The sequence below is a fragment of the Frankia sp. EI5c genome, assembly GCF_001636565.1.
Lineage (GTDB): Bacteria > Actinomycetota > Actinomycetes > Frankiales > Frankiaceae > Parafrankia.
Genome location: NZ_LRTK01000057.1, coordinates 19828 through 41749 on the forward strand (window position 1 = coordinate 19828; position 21922 = coordinate 41749).

The window sequence follows — 21922 nt, forward strand, 5'->3', positions numbered from 1 at the left end:
GCGGCCGCGGGGGGTGCGCCCGGGCAGACCCAGGCGGCACGATGGGAGGTGGCACACCGGGCAGCCAGGAGGCCGCATGCCACGAGAAGATCAGCATCGCACGGACGCGATGCTGCGCGGGCTGGTCGGCCCGGGCCGCTCCCGGCTCAGCCTGAGTGCCGCGATGCGGGCACGGGACGTCGCCCGCGTCACCGAGGCCGATCTCGCGTGGGCCGAGGAGACCGTGGTGCTGCGCCACGCCCATCCCGTCCAGCAGCAGCCGGCGACGGCGGGGGACGAACCCGGCGGGGCCGGGCGCGCGCCCGGGCCGGGTGCCGCAGGCCGCCAGGGCGGGCCAGCGGCCACGTCGGAGGCCTCGGCGGCAGGTTCCCCAGGGGCACCCGCACCCGGGGCGTCAGCGCCGGGCAGGCGCCGCCAGGGCAGCCCTGGGCCCGGCAGCCCCACCCGCCCGGCTCCCGAGGCAGACAGCCGGACACGTGAGCGGGCCGGGCGCCCCCGGCGAGGGGAGGCCCGGCCCACGCCCCGACCGAAGAACGGTGAAGCCCACGGACGGAGGGGTCAGGTGGCCGGCGCGGACGGCGACGCCTCCGGGAGCTCACCGGAGCGCTCGTAGGAGGAGATCATCCGGATGCGGCGCACGTGCCGCTGTTCCTCGCTGAACGGCGTCGTCAGGAAGACCTCCACGAACCCGAGGGCCTCCGGCACCGAGTGCATGCGGGCACCGACGCTGATGACGTTCGCGTCGTTGTGCTGGCGGGCCAGGGTCGCGGTCTGCTCGCTCCAGACCAGAGCGGCGCGCACCCCGTCCACCTTGTTGGCGGCGATCACCTCGCCGTTACCGGAACCGCCGATCACGATACCCAGGCTGCCCGGCTCCGCCGCGGCGGCGGCCGCGGCGGCCATGACGAACGGCGGGTAGTCGTCGTCGGGGTCGTAGTCGACCGGCCCGTGGTCGACAGGGGCGTGGCCGAGCTCCGTGAGCCGCGTGACGAGTGCCTGCTTCAGGTGGAACCCGGCGTGATCAGAACCGAGATGGACGCGCATGATGCGCCATCATGCCCGGTCACCGCCGTCGCCGCGCCGCCGGTGACGAACCACTCCCCCTGCCGCCGCCTCCGCGGCCGGCTCCGCGCAGCCGGCTCGGAACGGGCCGCCGAGGCGGCGGGGTGGTCGCGGGGGCGCCGCGGAGAGATCGCGGAGGCCCGGGAGTACCCTCCCGGCCCGTTCAGTCGAAGATCGGCCCCTGGTCGCGGCTGCGCTTGAGCTCGTAGAAGCCGGGGGTCTGCGCGACGAGCAGGACGCCGTCCCACAGCTTGCCCGCGGCCTCCCCGCGGGGCGTCGGTGTGACCACCGGGCCGAAGAACGCGGTACCGGCGACGGCGATCACGGGTGTCCCCACGTCCATGCCGACCCGGTTGATGCCGTCACTGTGGCTGGCCCGCAGGCGCTCATCCCACTCGGTCGAGCCGGCCACCGCCGCGAGCGCGGGATCGAGCCCCACCTCGGTCAGCGCCGCGACCAGGGTCTCCTCGTTCAGATCGGCGTTCTCCAGGTGACGGCGCCGGCCGATCGCGGTGTAGAGCGGGAGCAGCACCTCCTCACCGGCGGTGGCCGCCGCGGCGATGCAGACCCGGACCGGTCCCCAGGCCTGCCGCATGGCCTCCCGGTACTGCTCGGGCACGTCCTGCCCGTCGTTGAGGATCGCGAGGCTCATGACGTGCCAGCGCGTGCGGACAGGCCGGACCTTCTCCACCTCCAGCATCCAGCGCGAGGTCAGCCAGGCCCACGGACACATCGGGTCGAACCAGAAATCGGCCTCGGCCAGCGGCTGGCCGGGGGCGGGGCCGGAACCGGTGGGGCTGGACTGGGCCGAAAGCGCGGTATCGGCTGTCATGGGACCTCCTGGACGGCGGACGGAACTACGTTCCACCTCAACCGTCCGTGGGCGTCGGTTCCTTCCCCTCGGCGGCAAGATATGTCGCGACCCGGTTCACCACCGCGACGAAGGGCACAGCTGCGATCGCCCCCGGAATGCCGGCCAGCACGCCGCCGGCGGACAGCGCGATGACGATGGCCAGCGGATGCAGCCGGACAGCCCGGCGCATGACCAGCGGCTGCAACAGGTGGCCCTCCAGCTGCTGCACCGCGAGGACCACGCCCAGGATGATCAGCGCGTCGCCCACGCCGTTCGACACCAGGGCCACCAGGACGGCCGCGATCCCGGCGACCGTCGCGCCGACGATCGGGATGAACCCGCCGAAGAACGTGAGCAGGGCCAGCGGCGCGATGAGCGGCGCGCCGACCCCGACCAGCCCGATCGTGATGCCGACCGCGTCCACGGCGGCGACGAAGACGGTGCCCCGGATGTAGCCGGTGATCGTGAGCCAGGCCTCCCGGCCGGCACCGCGGACCCGCTCCTCCGCGCCCGCGNGGAAGCGGGTGACGATCCAGTCCCAGATCCGCTCGCCGTCGTAGAGGAAGAAGAAGGTGGCGAACAACGCGACCAGGATGCTGGTCAGTACCTCGGCGGCGACGGACGCGGTCGAGATCACGCCGGAGACCACCCGGCCGCGGTTGCTCGTGAGGCTCTTGCGGATGTCGTCGACCAGGTCGTCGATCTGGCCCTCGGAGAGGTGGAACGGCCCGTCGGTGAGGTAGTCGCGGACCTGGTCGACACCTTCGCTGACCTGGTCGGCGACCGCCGGTATCTCGTTGGCGGCGTTGAACCCCACCGCCACCCCGGCCCCGGTGACGACCAGGAGGAACACGATCAGGGCCGCGAAGGCCGCCCCGAGACGGGGCAGCCCCATCCGCTGGAAGCGGTGGGCCAGCGGATGGATCAGGGCCGCGATGAGGAGCCCCGCGATCACCGGGATGACGACCGAGCGCACCCGCCCGACGATCATGACCAGGACGTAGATGCCGGCACCGATGACGAGTACGCGCCAGGACCACCCGGCCGCGACGCGCAGCGAGACCGGCACATGCTGCTCCGCCCGGCGCGCGGTCGAGCTCGCCCGGGCGCCGTTGACCATCGTCCGCCGGCCGGGGCCCGCGGCGCTGCCCGCCTCCGCGGCCCCGCGCACCCGTCGGCTCACGGTGCCGCCATCCCCCGGCCGGGCCGGCCGAGGAGAACGGCGGGGTGCGCCGCCGGGCCGCGGCTGCTCCGGCTCACTCGCGGACGCCCGCCGCGGACCACGCAGGGGCACCCGGCCCAGCCCCGCTACCCGGCGCAACGGCCCACCCCCTCGCTCCGGCGGCCGACGGTCCTGCCCGCTGGCGCTGTCCTTTCGGACATCCAACCCGACGGGCCGGGCAGAGTTCCACCAAGCCCCAGAACAACCCACTCTCCGTGCGCAGCCGGGCGGGCCGTCCGAGGCCGCGGCCCGCTGTGCGGCGTAATCCGGACGTCGTCGGGGCCCGCCCCACCGCGTGGGACACTGGTCCGCGACGTCACGTCATGCCCGCGTGCTCGCGCGGCGGGGGCACGCTCACCGAGCGCACCGCACACGTTCCCGCCGGTTTCCGCGACGTTACTGCGAAAGGATCCGGGTGCCTCACAACCTCACCCGCGACGAGGCGCGCGAACGCGCCCGCCTGCTGGCCGTCTCTTCCTACGACGTCGAGCTTGATCTCACGGTCGGTGCCGAGACGTTCCTCTCCAGCACCACCGCCTCGTTCACCTGCTCCGAACCGGGCGCGACGACCTTCGTCGAACTCGCCGCCCCGGCGGTGCGCGAGATCGTCCTCAACGGGAGTTCCCTCGACCCGGCCGAGGTCTTCGACGGCTGGCGGGTGACCCTGCCGGGCCTGGCCGCGGCGAACGAGCTGCGGATCGTCGCCGAGTGCGCGTACTCGCGCACCGGTGAGGGCCTGCACCGGTTCGTCGACCCGGTGGACGGCGCCGTCTACCTGTACACCCAGTTCGAGACGTACGACGCGCACCGCATGTACGCCTGCTTCGACCAGCCCGACCTGAAGGCGACGTTCACCCTCGCGGTCACCGCGCCGGCCGACTGGAAGATCATCTCCAACAGCGTCGTCACCGGCTCGGCGGGCGCCGCCGACGGTGCGGCGCGGACGTCGTTCGCGCCGACCCCGGTGATGTCGACCTACATCACCGCGCTGGTCGCCGGGCCGTACCACGAGGTGCGTGACCACCACGACGGCATCGACCTCGGGATCTACTGCCGCGGTTCACTGGCCGAGTTCCTCGACCCGGACGAGATCTTCCAGATCACGAAGCAGGGCTTCGACTTCTACCACCGGGTCTTCGACTACCGGTACCCGTTCGGCAAGTACGACCAGCTCTTCGTGCCCGAGTTCAACGCCGGTGCGATGGAGAACGCCGGCTGCGTGACCTTCCTGGAGGACTACGTCTTCCGGGCGAAGGTCACCGAGGCCCGGCGCGAGCGCCGCGCCGAGACGATCCTGCACGAGATGGCCCACATGTGGTTCGGCGACCTGGTCACCATGCGCTGGTGGGACGACCTGTGGCTCAACGAGTCGTTCGCCACCTACATGTCCGTCCTCGCGCAGGTGACCTCCACCCGCTTCACCAACGGCTGGACGACGTTCGCGAACGCGGAGAAGGGCTGGGCGTACCGCCAGGACCAGCTCTCCTCCACCCATCCGATCGTCGCCGACGCCCCCGACATGGACGCGGTGCGCAGCAACTTCGACGGCATCACCTACGCCAAGGGCGCCTCCGTCCTCAAGCAGCTCGTCGCCTGGGTCGGCCAGGAGGAGTTCCTCGCCGGGCTGCGCAGCTACTTCCGCCGCTACGAGTACGCCAACACCTCGCTGCGTGACCTGCTCGTCGAGCTGGAGAAGGCCAGCGGGCGCGACCTGGCGCCCTGGTCGGCGGACTGGCTGGAGACCACGGGAGCGAACACACTGCGCCCCCGCTTCACGACGGACTCCGCCGGGCTGTTCACCTCGTTCGAGGTCGTCCAGGAGCCGGCGAGCGCACCCGCCACCGCCTCGCGCACGCTGCGCCCGCACCGGGTGGCGATCGGCCTCTACGACCGGGACACCGCCGGCCGCCTGGTCCGGCGCGAGCGCGTCGAGCTGGACGTCGTCGGGGAGACCACCGAGGTCGCGAAGCTCGTCGGGCTCCGCCAGCCGGATCTCGTCCTGCTCAACGACGACGACCTCACCTACGCCAAGGTGCGGCTGGACGAGCGGTCGCTGCGCACGCTGGTCGAGTCGATCGGGGCGGTCTCGGAGTCGCTGCCGCGCACCCTGTGCTGGGCCGCCGCGTGGGACATGACCCGCGACGCCGAGCTCGCCGCGCGCGACTACCTGCGGCTGGTGCTGTCGGGCATCGACGCCGAGGACGACATCGGCGTGGTGCAGTCACTGGTCGCCAAGGCGGTGCTGACCGTCGACAGCTACGGCGACCCGGCGAACCGGCCGGCGGCGCTGCTGGAGCTGACCACCCGGGCCGAGCAGCTGCTGCGCTCCGCCGAACCCGGCAGCGACCTGCAGCTCGTCTTCGCCTCCGCCTTCGCCCAGACCGAGGATCCCGAGCAGATCAACCGCCTCAGGGCGATCTTCGAGGGCACCGACGTGGTGGCGGGGCTCGTCCTGGACACCGAGCTGCGGTGGACGCTGCTCACCCAGCTGGTGGCACGCGGCGTCTACGGCGACGCCGAGATCGACGCGGAGCTCGCCCGGGACAGCACGGCCACCGGGGAGAAGCGCGCCGCGACCGCCCGCAGCGCGCGGCCGACCGCCGAGGCGAAGGCCGCGGCCTGGTCGGCGGTGATGGACTCGGACGCGCTGTCGAACCACCTGGCGGTCGCCACCATGAACGGCTTCTGGATCAGCGACCAGCTGGAACTGACCCGTCCGTACGTCGACCGGTTCTTCGCCGAGATCGGCGGCATCTGGGAGACGCGGACGTTCGACTCCGCGCAGACGATCACCCAGATGCTGTTCCCGTCCGACGTCATCGAGCCCGCGACCGTGGAGCGGGTGGACGCCTACCTGACGCGCACGGAGCTGCCGGCGGCGCTGCGCCGCGCGCTGGTCGAGGGCCGGGACGGCCTGGTGCGGGCGCTCGCCGCCCGGGCGAAGGACGCCGCCGCCGGTACCGCGCGGGGCTGACCCCGGGGCCGGGCGCGGAGCGGGCCGCGGCTCTCGCGGCACGCCCGCGTCCGGCCGGGCACCACCCAGCCGGCCGGGCACCACCCGCGGCCAGCCGGCCGGGGAGGCACATCCGCCGCGCCGGGCCTGGTAGCCGTGCGCGGCGGGCGGGTCAGCGGCGGGCGCCGGCCGTCGCTGCGGGGGCACCCGCAGCGTCCGCGAGCTGCCGCAGCCCGGTGATCACACCCCCGACGAGGTCGCCGTGGGCGAAGCTGGACGTCATCGCGAGCGTGGCCAGGCCGGCCGCGGCGTCGCTCACGCGCTTCTTCGCGGCCGGGGTGGTCACGACCCGGACGAACCGCTGGCCCGGCGAGACGGCGATCAGCACCGCCTCGTCCTGCCGCGGATCGGCGAGGCCCCCCAGCAGCCGCTCGGCGGCGAGCCTGGGATCTCCGTCCAGCCCGCCTACGCGGACGGCGAAGCGGATGCCGGTCTGCTTCTGCGCCGCCTGCCGGGCGCGCTCGAGCCGGTCGGCCTGCTCGGGGGTGAATGCCTCACCAGGTGCCACTGGCACCGCCCGCGCCCGGCGTGGCCGCCGAGCGCTTCTCATCAAGATCCTCGGGCTTCGCCCCGATCCAGGTCTCGTCATGCACCCACGGCTGGCCCGGACGGTACCGCGACGGACGGCTCATGCGGCTCGTCAGTGCGGTGAGGACGACCGCCAGCAGGAACCCGCCGACAACCGTGCCGCCGTAGATCGCCCAGGCCTGGACAGCCGACAGTGGGTCAGGGTCGTAGGGAGTCCCCACATCCTGCGCGGACGCGGACACCGCCAGGAACGGCACGGTGAACAGGGACAACGCGGCAACGGTAAGAACGCGGCGCGCGGCGACCCGTCGGCCCGACCGGAAGGTCGAGGACAGGTCACGGGCCGCGACGGACCGTCGAGACGTACGGCGCGGACGACGTGGAATCACGACCGGAAGGGTACCGGGAACCGGTGCCACCGTCCGTCCTCAGGGGTGCGAGCTTGGTCGCCGCGCGCCTCGACCGGCTCGACCTCGGCGAGGCGACCCGCGACACAGCGGTTCAGGGGCGCCGGGCGGTGGTGGCATCCGGCCGGTTGACGGCGCGGGCACCGAGGGCGGCGACGAGGTTGCGCGGCCGCGGATCGGTGAGCAGCCGCTCGACGGTGACGCGCCGGCCCGCGCTGTCGACGACCGGCAGCCGCCAGTTCGGATAGCTGTCGACCGTGCCGGGCAGGTTCGGCTGCCGGGGGTCGCCGAACGCGTCGCCCGGAGCGATCAGGACGACCCGGGCGCGCGACCGGCCCAGCAGGGCGTGCATCCCGAGAACCGCCCGCTCCCGCGCCTCGGCACGCTCCTCCCCCTCCGGTGCCAGGCCCTCGTCCGCAAGGCCCTCGGCGGCGAGGCCCTCCGCGGCGAGCAGGCGCAACAGATCGGCCCGCTCGGCGAGCCAGGCGGCGCGCTCCTCCTCGCCCGAGCGCGCGAGCAGCCCGAGCCGGCCGCGCACCCGCACGTGCTCACCGTCGAGGAACCCGGCCGCGGTCGGCAGATCATGGGTGGTGACGCTGGCCATCGAACGCTCCCGGTACTCCCCCGGCGAGCGCGGGGATCCGTCGGCCCGCCGCTCGAACCACAGCACCGACGACCCGAAGATCCCGGCCTGGTCGAGGACCTGGGCCACCGAGGCCTCCACCGTGCCGAGATCCTCCCCGACAACCAGCGCACCGGCCCGCGACGCCTCCAGCGCAAGGAGCCCCAGCAGCGCCGACGCGTCATACCGGACGTACGTCCCACCGCTCGCGCCAGCCCTCGCCGGCACCCACCAGAGGCGGAACAGGCCGAGGATGTGATCCACCCGTAGTCCACCGCCCCGGGAGAGGACCGCGCGGACCATCTCGCGGAACGGAGCGTAGCCACTCTCGGCCAGGGCGACCGGCCGCCACGGCGGGAGGCCCCAGTCCTGGCCCTGCTGGTTGAAACCGTCCGGCGGCGCCCCCACGGAGGCGCCGGCGGCGAGCACTCCGCGCATGGCCCACGCGTCCGCGCCGCCCGGATCGACGCCGACGGCCAGATCATGGACGATGCCGACCCGCATACCCGCCGCGGTGGCCGCCGACTGGGCCGCGGCGAGCTGGTCGTCGCAGCGCCGCTGGAGCCAGGTGTGGAAGGCGACGCGGTCCGCGAGCTGGCCGCGGGCCGCCTCGACGGCCGGTCCAGCCGGGTCACGCAGGTCCTCCGGCCAGGTCCGCCAGTCACGACCGTGCCGCTCCGCCAGCGCGCACCAGAGCGCGAAGTCCCCCAGCGCGCCATCCGACGGGCGGCCCGCGCCGGCCGAAGCGGTCGCGAACAACAGTTCGAGGGCCGCCAGCTTCGACCGCCAGACCGCGTCACGGTCGAGGAGTCCGTCCGCGATCCCCTCCTCGCGCGCCCGTCGGGCCAGCCGATCCACCTCGGCGCGTACCTCGTCCGTGGCCTGCAGGTATTCGGGCAGAAGCTCCGGCCGCAGGTACAACGGCGACACGAAGCGACGGCTCGCCGGCGAGTAGGGCGACGGCTCGACCGGAAACGTCGGGGCCGCCGCGTGCAGCGGGTTCACCAGCAGGACGTCGGCGCCGTCCCGGCCGGACCACCCGGCGATGGTGGCAAGGTCGGCGTAGTCACCGATCGCCCAGGAGCCCGCCGAGGCGAGCGCGTAGAGCTGGATCATCCAGCCCCAGGCCCGCCCGCTCGCCTCCCCGGCCCGCCGCACACCAGCCCCCCGGACGGCTGGTCCTCCCACGGCTGGTCCTTCCGGCTCCGCCGGGGGCAGGCCGTCGGCCTCGGTCAGGACGTCGGGCACCCGATCCGGCACGACGATCAGCGGGCACTGCTCCGTACTCGCGCCGGCCCGAACCCGCAGGAGATGGTCGCCGAGCGGCAGGCCCGCGGGAAGGTCCACGGCAGCGCCCCGGCACAGCCGACCGTCGACCTCCTCGCCAGTTCCGCCACCGCCACCGCCACCGCCATCGCCATCAACACCGACACCGACACCGCCATCGGCGGCGGCCGGCCGGAAGGTGACCGGAACGTGACCACCGTCCGCGAGGACGACCACCGCGGAGGGTTCGTCCGCGGTCTCTGCCGGAAGGTGCACCTCGACGGAGGCCGCGGACGACGCGCGCATCACGACGCAGGGTGGCAGCGGCCGTCGCCGGCGGGCCGCGCGCTCCCGCGCGAGTGCCGCCGCCGGGTCGGCCGTGTCGACGCCGAGCAGTTCCAGCACCCCGCGGACAGCCTCGGGCGCCACGGTGACGGGCCGGCCGTCCTGCCCGTCGTAGGACGTGGCCACACCGAAATCGGCGGCGAGCGCCGCGAGGGCACCGAGCCCGGACCAGGCCGCCGCGACGGCGCCGCCGGGTCGGCCGGGTCGGCCGGGTCGGCCGGGGCCTGCGCCGGAGCTGGCCGGATCGAGGGACGGGTCGGGCTGCCGGGGGCCTTCGGTGGCGGACGTCACGATCCCGATACTGCCCGTCGGCCCGGCGCGGCCCACCCACCCCCGGACCGCTCGCCGTCCGGACCCGATGTGGTAGGCGTCGCGGCGATGTCGGACGACGGCGGGCGGGCAGACGGATCGGCCGGTCGACGCCAGGGCGAGTCAGGCACGACGGGCGGACCGGGCAGCGCGGGCGGACCGGGCCGGGCCGGGCCGGGCGGTGCGGGCGGTGCGGGCGGGAACGCGCCGCCGTCCAGCTCGGTGGTCGAGCTCGGCGCGGCGAGGGGCAGCGTCATGCGCAGCAGCGCCCCGCCGGAGGGCGCGGTCTCGGCGCGGACGGTTCCCCCGTGCATCGCTACCGCGTCCGCCACGATCGCCAGCCCCAGCCCCGAGCCGGGCCGGCTGCGCGCCGACGTCGCCCGGTAGAAGCGCTCGAAGACCTTCGTCCGGTCCGCTGGTGCGATGCCCGGCCCCTCGTCCGCGACGGTGACCTCGCCCCCGCGGCTGACCACCCGCACCGTGGACGACAGCGGGCCGAACTTCACCGCGTTGTCCAGCAGATTGGTCACGGCCCGTTCCAGCAGGTTCGGCCGCCCGTCCACGAAGGACGGTTCGGTGCTCACCTCGATGCGGATGCCCCTGGCCTTCGCGCGCCGCTGCGCCCGCTCGGCGGCCGACCGGACGACACCGGCGAGGTCGAGCCGTTCCACCTCCTCCGTCGGCGCCTCGTCCCGGGCGAGCTCGATGACCTCGTTGACCAGGTGGGTCAGTTCCCGCAACTGGGCGTCGACATCCCGCAGCAGCGCCTCACGGTCCTCCAGGGGCAGCGCCCGGTTCGGGGTCGACTCCGCGCGCAGCAGCAGCTCGATGTTGGTACGCAGGCTCGTCAACGGCGTGCGCAGTTCGTGGGCGGCGTCATCGACGAGCTGGCGCTGACGCAGCCGGGATGCCTCCAGGGCCCGCAGCATGCTGTTGAGACTGGTCGCGAGCCGGGCGATCTCGTCCGAGCCGGTCACCGGGATGAGCGCTGAGAGGTCCTGGGTCCTGGCCACCTCCTCCGCGGCGGCCGCGGCGGCATCGACCGGTTTCAGCGCGGCCCGAGCGACCAGCCGGCCGGCGATCGCCGAGCCGACGACCCCGACGAGGCCGACGACGAACAGCACGAGGCCGAGGTCGCGCAGGGTGCGGTCCACATCGGAGGTGGGGCGGGCGAACTGCAGGGCGCCTGTTCCGGTCAGCGGCGGCGGATAGCGCAGCGGCACCGTCGCCACCCGGTAGCGCGTGCCGTCGACCGTCACGGTGTGCAGGTTCTTGGTCCGCAGGCCCTCGGCGACCTGCGCGTCCTGCTCGTCGACGGGGATCGCGAACGTCTCCAGCGATGGGAACGCGCTCTCCAGCGGCACGCCCCGGGAGTCGAGGAACTGCACCTCCATCCCGAAGTTCAGCGCCCGCACGCTGATCTCGCTGGCCTGCAGGTTCCCGGCCGAGGCCCTGGCCTGTTCCAGCAGCTGGTCGTCGATCGCCTGGTTGAGCACGATCCGCGTCACGCCCAGCGCGACGCTGACGACCACGGCGACTGCCGCGGCCACGGCGGCCCCGGCGAGCAGCGCCATCCGTGCCCGCAGCGTGAGCCGGGCACCCAGGCTCAGCCGGGCGCGCAGCCCCGCCCCCTTCGCCGCCGGGTGCGCCGGCCCGCCCATGCCGATCATCGGGTGCCCACCGGCGTCCCCGTGCTCACGCCCGGTCGGCGGGCAGCTCACGCAGCACGTACCCGACGCCGCGCACCGTGTGCAGGAGCCTCGGCTCCCCACCCGCCTCCAGCTTGCGGCGCAGATAGCTCACGAACACCTCCAGCGAGTTGGAGGAGGGGCCGAAGTCGTAACCCCAGACCTTCTCCATGATCACCGACCGGGAGAGCACCTGGCGCGGGTGGCTCAGGAACAGCTCCAGCAGCTCGAACTCGGTCTTGGTCAGGGTGAGTTCGCGGGTTCCGCGCAGCACCTGGCGACTCGCCGGGTCCAGCCGGACGTCCGAGTACACCAGGGCCGGCGCGACACCGTGATCCGTTCCCCGGCCCGGCGGCTGGCCGGTGCCCGCCCCGGCGCGGGCGGCCAGGGTGGCCCGGCGGATGAGGGCCCGCAACCGGGCGAACAGCTCCTCCAGGGCGAACGGCTTCACCAGGTAGTCGTCGGCTCCCACATCCAGCCCGCTCACCCGGTCGGCGAGGCCGTCACGAGCCGTCAGCATGAGGACCGGCACGTCGTTGCCGCGGGCCCGCAGGCGCCGGCAGGTCTCCAGCCCGTCCATGCGCGGCATCATCACGTCGAGCACGACGATGTCCGGATGGTCCCGGGTCACCAGGTCGAGGGCGTCCACACCGTCCGCGGCGGTGCGCACCTCATACCCCTCGAAACGCAGGGAACGTTCCAACGACTCCCGGACGGCGGCATCGTCGTCCACAACCAGTACCCGCACGGCTCCAGTCTGCCTGCCGCACGTGACAGTTCCGGGCTTTGGACGCGCACCTCAGGAAGACCTTCCGGGATCCTCAGCCCGGCTTCAGACAGCTCGCGCGTACCGGTGTCCGTGGGGCCGGGTCAGCGCGAACCGCTGCCGACCTGGCTCCCACCGGCCGTCGACGACGACCCCGGCGCGGGCGGATCGATTCTCGGCGCCGGCAGATCCTCCGCGCCGCCGCGGCCGGGGGGCCCGGCCGGGCCCGCGAGGTCGCCACCCGGCGACTCCTCCTCCTCCGCCGCTGTGGTCTCCTCCTCCTCGTCTACGACGACGACCTCGCTGCGCTGCACCGTCCCGAGTTCGATTCCCGCGCCGCTCAGCGCGGTCCGCACCCGCTCGCGCAGCTCACGAGCGACGTCCCACTGCTTGAGCGGCTGCGTCTTGACGACCATCCGCAGCGTGTAGCCGTCCGCGGTCATNGTCTCCATGCCCCAGACCTCGGGCTCGTCCAGGATCAGGCTCGACCACTTGTCGTCCTTCCACATCTCGTCCGCCGTGCGGGCGAGGATCCGCCGGGCGGCGGAGACCTCGGTGTCGTAGTCGAGGGGGACGTCGAGAACCGTGCGCGCCCACTGCTGGCTCTTGTTGCCGACCCGGGTTATCTCGCCGTTGCGGACGTACCAGACCGTTCCCTCCACGTCGCGCAGCCGCGTCATCCGCAGGCTCACCGCCTCGACGGTGCCCGACACCGGGCCGACGTCGATCACGTCCCCGACGCCGTACTGGTCCTCCAGAAGCATGAACATGCCGGACAGGAAGTCGCGCACGAGGTTCTGCGCGCCGAAACCGACCGCGATGCCGAGGACGCCGGCGCTGGCGACGATCGGGGCGAGATTAATCCCCAGCTCACCGAGGATCGTCAGGAATGCCAGCCCGAAGATAATGATTGAGGTCACGCTGCGCAGCAGGGAACCGACGGTCCCGGCCCGCTGGCGGCTACGTTCAAGCAGAATCGTCGGATCACCGAACGCACCCAGCAGGGTGTTGCTGCGCAGCCCGCGCAACGGCCCGATTCCGCGCCCCGAGGCCGCGCGGGTGGTGGCCCGCCGGATGAATCTGTGCAGCAGCGCCCGGATCACGAGGGCGATCAGCAGAATCAGCGCGATCTTGATCGGGGTCCCGAGAAACACCTCGGCACCGGACGCGAGATAGTCACTGTGCGTGATGTTGTACACGGTGCGGCAGGTGATGCTCGCGTCCACGCCACAGGCATCCCGCAGCGCGTTGGCGACGCCCTCGATCGAGACGATCGGGTCCGACGTCGGCTCCGGCGAGACGGACACGGAGGGGAACGGGCTCTGCGAGACCGCCGCGGCGGGGGTGGTGGTGGGCGCGGCGGTCGGCGACAGGAGCGCGCCTAGCATCGGGATCACCGGTTGGGCGGTCACGGACGGCACCACTCCCGCGACAACACGCGATGCCCCGGCGTCGGGCGGGCCGAGGCGCCGGCCGACCCGAAGCACACGGAACCGGAAAAGCTAGATGGGCACAACGTTGGCCATCCTCCATGAAAGATCTCGGTCAAAGGGTGCCGGCTCGGCGCGGCGGACGGCCCGGGCAGCACCCGGGCCCCGTCACGCACCCTCAATGCCGACCTCCGCGCCGACCCCCGCGCCGACCTCCGCGCGGCGGCGGACCCGGCACCCGCCCGCGGCAGCCGCCGCTCCCCCCGGGCCCGCCGACAGTGTCGCCCATCGCCCGCCGCCGACGGCCGGACACCCCCACCTCGACCACGCACGGACACAACCCGCCACCTCGACACGCAGAGTACTTATGCGGTCACGACACATGACCTGATGGGCTTGTTCTTGGTCACAAACCGGGCCGGATATGCACATCAGCGCTTTGACCGGGCTGATGACCATGCAAACAGGCTCGCGTTCGGCCGCAGAAGAAGGTTGACTGTCCATTGTCACCGGAGACGCTGGGTAGGACGGTCCGCGAGGACCCTCGGGTGGGCAGGAGGTCGGCGCGTGGCAGAGGCGCTGGTTCTCAATGCCACGTACGAGCCTCTGTGCGTGGTGTCACAAAGAAGAGCACTGGTGCTGGTTCTGACCGACAAGGCCGTGATGGTCGAATCCGCCGGTCAGGTACTGCGTTCGTCGACGAGCTCGGTGGAGGTACCGATCGTCGTGCGGTTAGCGCGGTTCGTTCGAGTGCCGTACCGCTCGCAGGTGCCGCTCACCCGCAAGGGTGTCCTGGCCCGCGACCATCACCGGTGTGTGTACTGCAACGCCCCCGCGACGTCGCTGGACCACGTCATCCCCCGCTCCCGCGGCGGGGCGCACGTATGGGAGAACGTCGTGGCGGCCTGCGGCCGCTGCAACCATGTCAAAGCCGACCGGGCGGTTGCCGATCTCGGTTGGCGGCTTCGCACGGCGCCCAGAGCGCCGAGCGGAGCCGCCTGGCGCATTCTGGGGTCCCGTCGGATGGATCCGCGGTGGTCGCGGTACCTCAGCACCGTGCCAGACGTCTCCGAGGCGGCCAGCGCCTGAGCGCACGCGGCCGGCGGCGGCCGGCCCGCGGCGGTAGCCGGCCCGCGGCGGTAGCCGGCCCCGGCGGTAGCCACCTGGGGAGCACGGGCAGGTACTCCGCGTGCGCATACTCGTGACCGGTGCGACCGGGTACATCGGCGGCCGACTGGCTCCCCGCCTGCTCGCCGCGGGGCACCACATCAGATGCATGACCAGGAATCCGGCGCGGCTCGCCGAGGTCGGCTGGGCGCACCACCCCGCGGCCGAGGTCGTCCGCGCGGACGCGCTCGATCCCCCGTCCCTGGGCCCGGCCCTGGCCGGCGTCGACGCCGCCTACTATCTGATCCACTCGATCGACAGCGGCGGGGACTTCTCGGCAGCCGACCGCGCGGCCGCCGGCGCCTTCGCGGACGCTGCGCGCGCCGCCGGGGTCAGCCGGATCGTCTACCTGGGCGGTCTGAGCCCGGCGACGGCCGACGGGCTCTCCGCGCACCTGGCGTCACGCCAGGAGGTGGCGCGGATCCTGCTCGGCTCCGGCGTGCCGACCGTCGTGCTGCGCGCCGCGGTCATCATCGGCAGCGGCAGCGCGTCGTTCGAGATGCTGCGCTACCTCACCGAGCGGCTGCCCGTCATGGTCACCCCGCGCTGGGTGGAGACCCGCATCCAGCCGATCGCCGTCCGCGACGTCCTGTACTACCTGATCGGAAGCCTGGACGTCCCCGCCGAGGTCAGCCGGTCGTTCGACATCGGCGGGCCGGAGATCCTTACATACGCCGACATGATGCGGCGGTTCGCCGCCGTCGAGGGTCTGCGCCCACGGATCCTCATCCGGGTACCCGTCCTCACCCCCAACCTGTCGTCGCTCTGGGTGGGCCTCGTGACGCCGGTCCCCCAGGCCATCGCGCGCCCGCTGGTCCGGTCACTGCGGACGGAGGTCGTCGCCGGTGAGCACGACATCGCCGAGTGGATAGCGGACCCGCCCGACGGGCTCCTCCCGTTCGAGACCTCGGTGGCCTACGCGCTGGCTCGGGTGCGCGACCGGGCGGTGGAGACCCGCTGGTCGACCGCGGTCTGGCCGGGCAGCGCGATCAACTCACCATTCCCGGAGGTCATCGCCCACCTCGGCGGTGCCACCGGGAAGCCGCACCCGGACGGGTCACCGGCGGACCACCGGACGAGCACCTCGCGGTCCCTCGTGCAGGCACCGCCCGGCGAGCCGGTGGTGACCGACCCGGCGTGGGCCGGCGGCTCGCTCTACACCGATGAGCGGTCCCAGGCGGTCACGGCACCCGCCGACCGCCTGTGGGCCGTCATCGAGGGCATCGGCGGGGAGAACGGCTGGTACAGCTGGCCGCTCGCCTGGTCCGTCCGCGGATGGCTCGACCTCCTGCTCGGCGGGGTCGGGCATCACCGCGGCCGGCGGGACCCCCATCACCTGCGGACCGGCGAGGCGATCGACCTGTGGCGGGTCGAGGAGCTGGTGGCCGGCCGGCTGCTGCGCCTGCGCGCCGAGATGAAACTGCCCGGCCAGGCCTGGCTGGAGCTTCGGGTCGAGCCCGGCACGGGAGGCGTCGTCTACCGGCAGCGGGCGCTCTTCCTGCCCCGCGGCCTCCTCGGGCACCTCTACTGGAAGGTGATCAGCCCCTTCCACTCCGTCGTCTTCGGCGCCATGCTGCGGACGGTGGTGCGCCGCGCCGAAACCGACCGCGCCACACCGGCACGGCAGGGGAGCCCCGCCGGTGCCGGCCCGGTCGCGGCGCGGCGCTGACGCCGACCACGCCCGACCGCGACCACCACGCCCGACCGCGACGACCACGCCTGACTGAGACGACCATGCCCGGCCGCCGGGCCGCTCAGGTGTGGTCGTCGCCGGGGATCTCCATCTCGAACCACACGCGCTTGCCGTCCGGCGTCGTCTCGACGCCCCAGGCCTGCGCGAGCGCCTCCACCAGCAACAGGCCCCAGCCGTGCTCGGCGTCGATCTGATCGGTGGACTCGTCGCCGGGCTGGGGCAGCGCCGAGCCCTCGCGGTCCTCGACGCTGACCCGCAGCCGGCCCGGCTCAAGGGTCGCCCGCAGCACGAGATCACTGCGGGCGTGCAGGACGGCGTTCGTGACCACCTCGCTGACCAGCAGGATCGCGTCGTCCAGCGAGCCGATGCCGGCGTCGCGAAGAGCGCACCGCACGGCCGTCCGGGCCTGGCCGGAGGAAGCCGCCACCGCGGGCAGGGCGAGCTGTAGCAGCGGTGGGCGCACCGGACGGGTCACCAGCACCAACAGGGCGAGGTCGTCGTCCGTGCGGGGCGGAAGCTCGGCGGCGAGCAGGCAGCGTTCGAGCACGGTCCGCGCGGTCTCCTGGATCGGGCCGGACCCGTCCCAGCTCACGCCCTCCGGCCCGGACCAGCTCCGGGCCGCGAAGCTGCCCGCCCGGCGCCGGTCGCCCGCGGGGCGGGACCTGCGGTAGCCGCCGCGGCGGTCGCGCCCGGACCGGCGCTCGCGGATCCGCCGCTCCGGCGGCACCGTCGAGACCGGCCCGGCTGGCGGCTCGGGTCCCGCAGTTCCACCCGGGGCAGCACTTCCCTCCGGGACGGCACTTCCCTCCGGGACGGCACTTCCCTCCGGGACGGCACCTCCTTCCGGGACGGCGCGCCTGGCCTGAGCACCGGACCGGTCCGCTGGGACGACCTCCCGCGCGGCGCGTGGGCGGGCGATCTGCTCTGCCAGTCCTGACCGCAGCTTCTCCAGTCCGTCCGCGAGCGGCCGTCGACGTGATTCGACCAGCCCATCGGTGAACATCACCAAGGCCGACCCCGCGGGCAGCGTGATGGTCGTCTCGGAGAAGGGATCGTTCTCCCCCGTCCCGAGCGGCAGGCCCGGCTCCAGGACCAGGTAGTCCGGCTGCTCGTCCGGCATCAGCAGCAGGGGCGGCGGATGGCCCGCGCTGGCGATCGTCGCGCGGCCGGAGTACGGGTCGTACACCGCGTACATCGACGTCGCGAGCTGCAGGCCGGGCAGTGAGTCGACGACCCGGTCCAGGCGCGCGAGCAGCTCGGCGGGGCCCCAGTCCTCCAGTGCGTACGCCCGCAGCGCAGCCCGCAGCTGACCCATCACCGCCGCCGCGTGCAGCCCGCGGCCCATCACGTCGCCGATCGCCACGCCGACCCGCCCGCCGGGCAGCGGGATCACGTCGTACAGATCTCCGCCGACCTCCGTCCCGGCCGTGCCGGGCCGGTACTCCATCGCGAGCTCCATGCCGTCCAGGGCCGGTGGGTGCGCGGGGAGCAGCGAGCGCTGCAGCGTGAGCGCCGATTCCTCGACCTCCCGGAACAGCTGCGCGTTGTCGAGCGCCGTGCCGCCGCGCCGCGCAAGCTCCTCGATGAGGTGGATCTCCAGCGTGGAGTACTCGTCCGCCGGGCCCGTCCGGCCGACGGACAGCGCGCCCAGCACCCGCCCGCGGGCATGCATCGGCACGGTGATGGTGGGCCCGGAACGGAGCTCCCAGAAGCCCTCGTACGCCTCGCGGCTGAACAGCTCGCCGACCAGCTTCTCGGTGTAACGCGGGATGTAGTGCGACTGGCCCGTCCGGATGACGACCCCCGGCGGGATGTCCTGGTCGACGTTGGGCGGGCGGATCTGCACCGCGGCCCGGATGAAGTCGGCCGCCTTCGGGTCGAGGAAGGACGAGCCGGCCATCCGGACAGCACCGTCCTCCCCGCGCAGCCAGACCACCGCGGCGCTGCCCAGCCGCGGCACGGCCAGCGCCGCGGTCATGTCGATGATCCGCTGTGGGTCGAGCGAGCTGCCCAGCACCAGGCTCGCGTCCGCGAGGAAGGAGAACTGCCGCTGCGTCGTCTCCTCGGTGACATGCGAGTGCCCGCGCCGTGCGGCCGACAGCTCCCGGACGATCGCGCGGCCGACCGAGGCCGTCGTCGCGGCCCACCCCGGACGTGCCAGGTCGGTGCGAGTCAGGTCGGTGCGAGTCAGGTCGGTGCGAGTCACCACGTTCCCCNCCTCGGATTTCCCCCCNGCGGACGCGCCGTTGCCGACGACCTCGGACGAGCCGTTCCTAGCGCCGTGGGGACGTTTCGCCACCGGGCCACATCCACCCCCAGGAAGCACTCCATAACGGACTGTGACGTCATCCACTCGCGGAAGTGTAGTTCGGTAGTCGGATATCGCGCATGGCGAGACTCTCGACCAACACTTTCCGTAACCGTGGCATGCCGTTTACTTCGCGCGCACAGAGAGGGTTTGATACGGGCATGGATCCCGTTGTCACGGACCGTGCGGACGACCCGTCCTCGGCCGGAGGCCCTCCGCCGGGCCGCCCGGCCGGCGACGCGAGCGGGGCGGCCGCGGCGGGGGCTCCCTGGTGGCGTGACGCCGTGATGTACGAGGTCTACATCCGCAGCTTCGCCGACACCGACGGAGACGGCGTCGGCGATCTCGAAGGCATCCGCGGCCGGCTGCCCGACCTCGCAGATCTGGGTGTCGACGGGATCTGGATCAGCCCGTTCTACCGCTCCCCGATGGCCGACCACGGGTACGACGTCGCGGACCACACCGACGTCGACCCGCTGTTCGGCACGCTCGCCGATCTCGACGCCCTGCTCGGCGACGCGCACGCCTGCGGCCTGAAGGTCGTGGTGGACCTGGTCCCGAACCACTCGAGCTGTCAGCATCCGGCGTTCCAGGCGGCGCTCGCCGCCGGGCCGGGCTCCCCGGAGCGGGAGCTGTACCTGTTCCGGGACGGTCGCGGGCCCGGCGGGACGCTGCCGCCGAACAACTGGATCTCCGTGTTCGGCGGCCCCGCCTGGACACGGGTTCCCGACGGCCAGTGGTACCTGCACCTGTTCGCCCGCGAGCAGCCCGACTGGAACTGGCGGCATCCGCAGGTCCGCGCCGAGCACCGCGGGATCCTCCGGTTCTGGCTCGACCGCGGGGTCGACGGCTTCCGCATCGACGTCTCGCATGGCCTGGTCAAGGACGACGCGTTGCGCGACCATCCCGCTCTCGGCCCAGCAGCCGTGGGCGACACCATGACCATCGCCACGGCCGGAGCCACCTCCGGCGGCGCGGGCGGCTCCGGCGGCGCGGGCGGCTCCGGCGGCGCGGCGGACAGCCCCTCGGCGCCGAGCCTCCCGACACCGGAGACCGGCTTCCGGGAACTCTTCGAGCCCTACTCCTGGGACCAGGACGGCGTCCACGAGATCTACCGCGAGTGGCGGGCGATCCTGGACGACTACGACCGCCTGGACGGGCGGAGCCGGGTGCTCGTCGGCGAGACCTGGGTCTGTGACCCGCAACGCCTCGCCCGATACATCCGTCCCGACGAACTGCACCTGACCTTCACGTTCTCGCTGCTGTTCGCGCCGTTCTCGGCACCGGCCTGGCGGAGTGCGATAGCGGCCGCCCAGGCCGCCACCGCCGCCGTCGGCGCCACGCCGACCTGGGTGCTGGCCAACCACGACGTGGTCCGTCCGGTGAGCCGCTACGGCGGCGGCGAGACGGGTCTGCGGCGGGCGCGTGCCGCCCTGCTCGCGATGCTGGCGCTGCCGGGGACGGCCTACCTGTACCAGGGGGACGAGCTCGGGCTGCCACAGGTCGACGTTCCGCCCGACCTGCGTCGCGACCCGGTGTGGGAACGCTCCGGACACACCTCGCCCGGGCGGGACGGAACCCGGATACCGATGCCGTGGTCCGGGCAGACGCCGCCGTACGGCTTCACGGACGACGACGTCACCCCCTGGCTCCCGCAGCCGCCCGACTGGGGCGCGCTGACCGCGGCCGCCCAGTCCGAGGACCCGCTGTCGACCCGGGTACTGGTCCGCGGCGCGCTGGCGCTGCGCCGAGCACTGCCGTTCCTCGGCGGTTCGACGCACCCCGGCGGCACCACGCCAGGGTTCCGCTGGCGGGACGGCCTGCCCGACGACTGCCTGGCCTTCGACCGGATCGCACCGGTCGCCGCCCCACCGGTCGCCGCAGCCCCACCGGCCGCAGCCCCACCGGCCGCAGCCCCACCGGCCGCATCCGCGGAACCGCCCGCATCCGCGACACCGCCGGAAGCAGCGCTCGTCTGCGTGATGTCCACCGACTCCGAGGTGCGCCTCCCCCTCGCCGGCCGGCTCGTGCTGGCGAGCAGCCCGGTGGGCTACGACGGCGCGACGCTGCTGCTGCCCCCGGCCACCACTGTCTGGGTCGTCCCCCGGTCGGGTTGACCCACCGGTGGGTGTCGGCCGCCGGACGCGTACCGCCACTCGAACCGCTCACCTGGAGGGTCTGGCGCGCGGCTGCCACCACCTTCCGCCAGGGGCGGAACCAGGCCGGGCCGCGGTCCGGGCACCGCCGTCCGGTGGCGCAGAATGGACGTGTGAACCAACCGTCACCCGCGCGACCACGAGCAGACTTCTACGACGCCGTCGGCGGCGAGTCGACGTTCCGGACGCTGGTGGCCAGGTTCTACCAGGGTGTCGCCGGCGATCCCGTCCTGCGTCCGCTCTACCCGGAGGAGGACCTGGCCGCCGCGGAGGAGCGGCTGCGGCTGTTCCTCATCCAGTACTGGGGTGGTCCGGGCACCTACAGCGAGCTGCGTGGGCATCCACGGCTGCGGATGCGGCACGTGCCGTTCGCGATCGGCCCAGCGGAGCGCGACGCCTGGATCCGGCAGATGAAGGCCGCGGTCGACAGCCTCGATCTCGACCCGGAGCTGCACGCCCAGTTGTGGGACTACCTGCTGATGGCCGCGAACTCCCTGCAGAACCGCCCCGGCTGAACGAACGTCCCGCCGTCGTTGCCGACCCCCTGGAGTGCCCCGGGGGTCGGCCGAACGACGATTCGCGGACCTGTCGGTCCGTCCGCCTCGGTACCTCGTTGCCGGCCGAAGGCCTCACCCAGCGCGGGGCCAAGTGGGAGCGTTCGGTGATCTGACGGTGGCGGCCAGCGTTTCGGGTGCCGGCGCGGAAGTGGCGATGCGGCGACTGAAGAGCTCTGCGTGTCTCCTCGGGAGAGGTGTTGACAACCCCGGCGGCGGATGAGATGCAACCCCGCCGGGAGCAGAGACACAAGGAGCTCTTCAGTCGCTGGCGGCGAACACCCGCCGATGGGCGGCGGCGGGGTGGGTGGGGGGTGTTTCGCGGCCTGTGCGGGCTCTGAAAGCCCTGGCAGCGGGCGTCGCGGCGGGTTCCGCCGGATGCGGCGGCCCGATCGCCGTGCCTCGACCGGCTGGCCGCGGGCCGAGGTGCCTGCGGGGCGGGTGCCGGACGTCGTAAAAGGGCGAGGCGATGGTGTCCGGTACCGGCCCGAGGCGGTCGCGCCTCGGGCCTCGCGACCCGGTCCCGACCCGGT

Annotated in this window: 15 protein-coding genes and 3 pseudogenes; 6 read left to right on the forward strand and 12 right to left on the reverse strand. The window is 73.3% G+C overall.

The genetic code is table 11. The features are described 5' to 3' along the window. The first annotated feature begins 76 nt into the window (after positions 1-76). On the forward strand, positions 77-613 hold the full coding sequence (locus UG55_RS29590; RefSeq protein ID WP_128423098.1) for a hypothetical protein: 537 nt from the start codon (positions 77-79) through the stop codon (positions 611-613). Here UG55_RS29590 and UG55_RS20345 read toward each other — a convergent pair. The 4 genes and pseudogenes from UG55_RS20345 to UG55_RS39990 form a co-directional block, all read right to left on the reverse strand. Beyond that, the gene (locus UG55_RS20345) at positions 559-1044 is read right to left on the reverse strand and encodes a ribose-5-phosphate isomerase (RefSeq protein WP_066071691.1); all 486 of its coding nucleotides are present in this window, start codon (positions 1042-1044) and stop codon (positions 559-561) included. The genes UG55_RS29590 and UG55_RS20345 overlap by 55 nt on opposite strands. A 181-nt stretch (positions 1045-1225) precedes the next feature. Continuing rightward, positions 1226-1894: a disulfide bond formation protein DsbA gene (locus UG55_RS20350; protein ID WP_066071694.1), complete on the reverse strand. Its 669-nt coding sequence runs from the start codon at positions 1892-1894 to the stop codon at positions 1226-1228. Positions 1895-1931: 37 nt separating this feature from the next. Then, on the reverse strand, positions 1932-2430 hold a 499-nt coding region (locus UG55_RS39985; RefSeq protein WP_242424844.1), incomplete at its 5' end, for an AI-2E family transporter. 1 nt (position 2431) lies between these two features. Then, positions 2432-3035: pseudogene (locus UG55_RS39990) on the reverse strand (AI-2E family transporter); the annotation flags it as partial. Positions 3036-3552: 517 nt separating this feature from the next. Between UG55_RS39990 and pepN the strand changes: the two are divergent. Further along, positions 3553-6111, forward strand: coding sequence for an aminopeptidase N (gene pepN / locus UG55_RS20360; protein WP_066071697.1), 2559 nt, complete (start codon positions 3553-3555; stop codon positions 6109-6111). Between the two features lie 151 nt (positions 6112-6262). Here the strand turns inward: pepN and UG55_RS20365 are convergent, their stop codons facing one another. The 7 genes and pseudogenes from UG55_RS20365 to UG55_RS20390 form a co-directional block, all read right to left on the reverse strand. Beyond that, positions 6263-6658 carry a DUF5130 family protein gene (locus UG55_RS20365; protein ID WP_066071700.1) on the reverse strand — a complete coding sequence of 132 codons (396 nt, stop codon included), beginning with the start codon at positions 6656-6658 and terminating at the stop codon, positions 6263-6265. After that, positions 6645-6950, reverse strand: a complete 306-nt coding sequence (locus tag UG55_RS20370; protein ID WP_242424845.1) for a hypothetical protein — start codon at positions 6948-6950, stop codon at positions 6645-6647. Before UG55_RS20370 ends, UG55_RS20365 begins: the two co-directional genes overlap by 14 nt. Before the next feature lie 229 nt (positions 6951-7179). Beyond that, positions 7180-9609, reverse strand: a complete 2430-nt coding sequence (gene malQ, locus UG55_RS20375) for a 4-alpha-glucanotransferase (RefSeq protein ID WP_066071777.1) — start codon at positions 9607-9609, stop codon at positions 7180-7182. Continuing rightward, on the reverse strand, positions 9606-11288 hold the full coding sequence (locus tag UG55_RS20380) for an ATP-binding protein (RefSeq protein ID WP_396230962.1): 1683 nt from the start codon (positions 11286-11288) through the stop codon (positions 9606-9608). Before UG55_RS20380 ends, malQ begins: the two co-directional genes overlap by 4 nt. Before the next feature lie 34 nt (positions 11289-11322). After that, positions 11323-12063 (reverse strand): response regulator transcription factor, encoded by a 741-nt coding sequence (locus UG55_RS20385; RefSeq protein WP_066071710.1) that lies wholly within the window; start codon positions 12061-12063, stop codon positions 11323-11325. Between the two features lie 122 nt (positions 12064-12185). Beyond that, positions 12186-12524, reverse strand: a pseudogene (locus tag UG55_RS39995) (mechanosensitive ion channel family protein); the annotation flags it as partial. Position 12525: 1 nt separating this feature from the next. Next, positions 12526-13469: pseudogene (locus UG55_RS20390) on the reverse strand (mechanosensitive ion channel family protein); the annotation flags it as partial. 609 nt (positions 13470-14078) lie between these two features. Between UG55_RS20390 and UG55_RS20395 the strand changes: the two are divergent. Together UG55_RS20395 and UG55_RS20400 are read left to right on the forward strand one after the other, a co-directional pair. Continuing rightward, positions 14079-14600 (forward strand): HNH endonuclease, encoded by a 522-nt coding sequence (locus tag UG55_RS20395; protein ID WP_066071712.1) that lies wholly within the window; start codon positions 14079-14081, stop codon positions 14598-14600. A gap of 100 nt (positions 14601-14700) precedes the next feature. Next, positions 14701-16347 (forward strand): SDR family oxidoreductase, encoded by a 1647-nt coding sequence (locus UG55_RS20400; protein ID WP_066071717.1) that lies wholly within the window; start codon positions 14701-14703, stop codon positions 16345-16347. Positions 16348-16432: 85 nt separating this feature from the next. On the opposite strand, the gene UG55_RS20405 is transcribed toward UG55_RS20400, so the two are convergent. Further along, positions 16433-18547: a SpoIIE family protein phosphatase gene (locus UG55_RS20405; RefSeq protein ID WP_396230963.1), complete on the reverse strand. Its 2115-nt coding sequence runs from the start codon at positions 18545-18547 to the stop codon at positions 16433-16435. A gap of 293 nt (positions 18548-18840) precedes the next feature. On the opposite strand from UG55_RS20405, the gene UG55_RS20410 reads away from it, so the two are divergent. Beyond that, on the forward strand, positions 18841-20796 hold the full coding sequence (locus UG55_RS20410; protein WP_066071723.1) for a glycoside hydrolase family 13 protein: 1956 nt from the start codon (positions 18841-18843) through the stop codon (positions 20794-20796). A gap of 134 nt (positions 20797-20930) precedes the next feature. Further along, a complete protein-coding gene (locus UG55_RS20415) occupies positions 20931-21350 on the forward strand; it encodes a globin (protein ID WP_066071783.1) in 420 nt (139 codons plus the stop codon). Positions 21351-21922 lie beyond the last annotated feature (572 nt).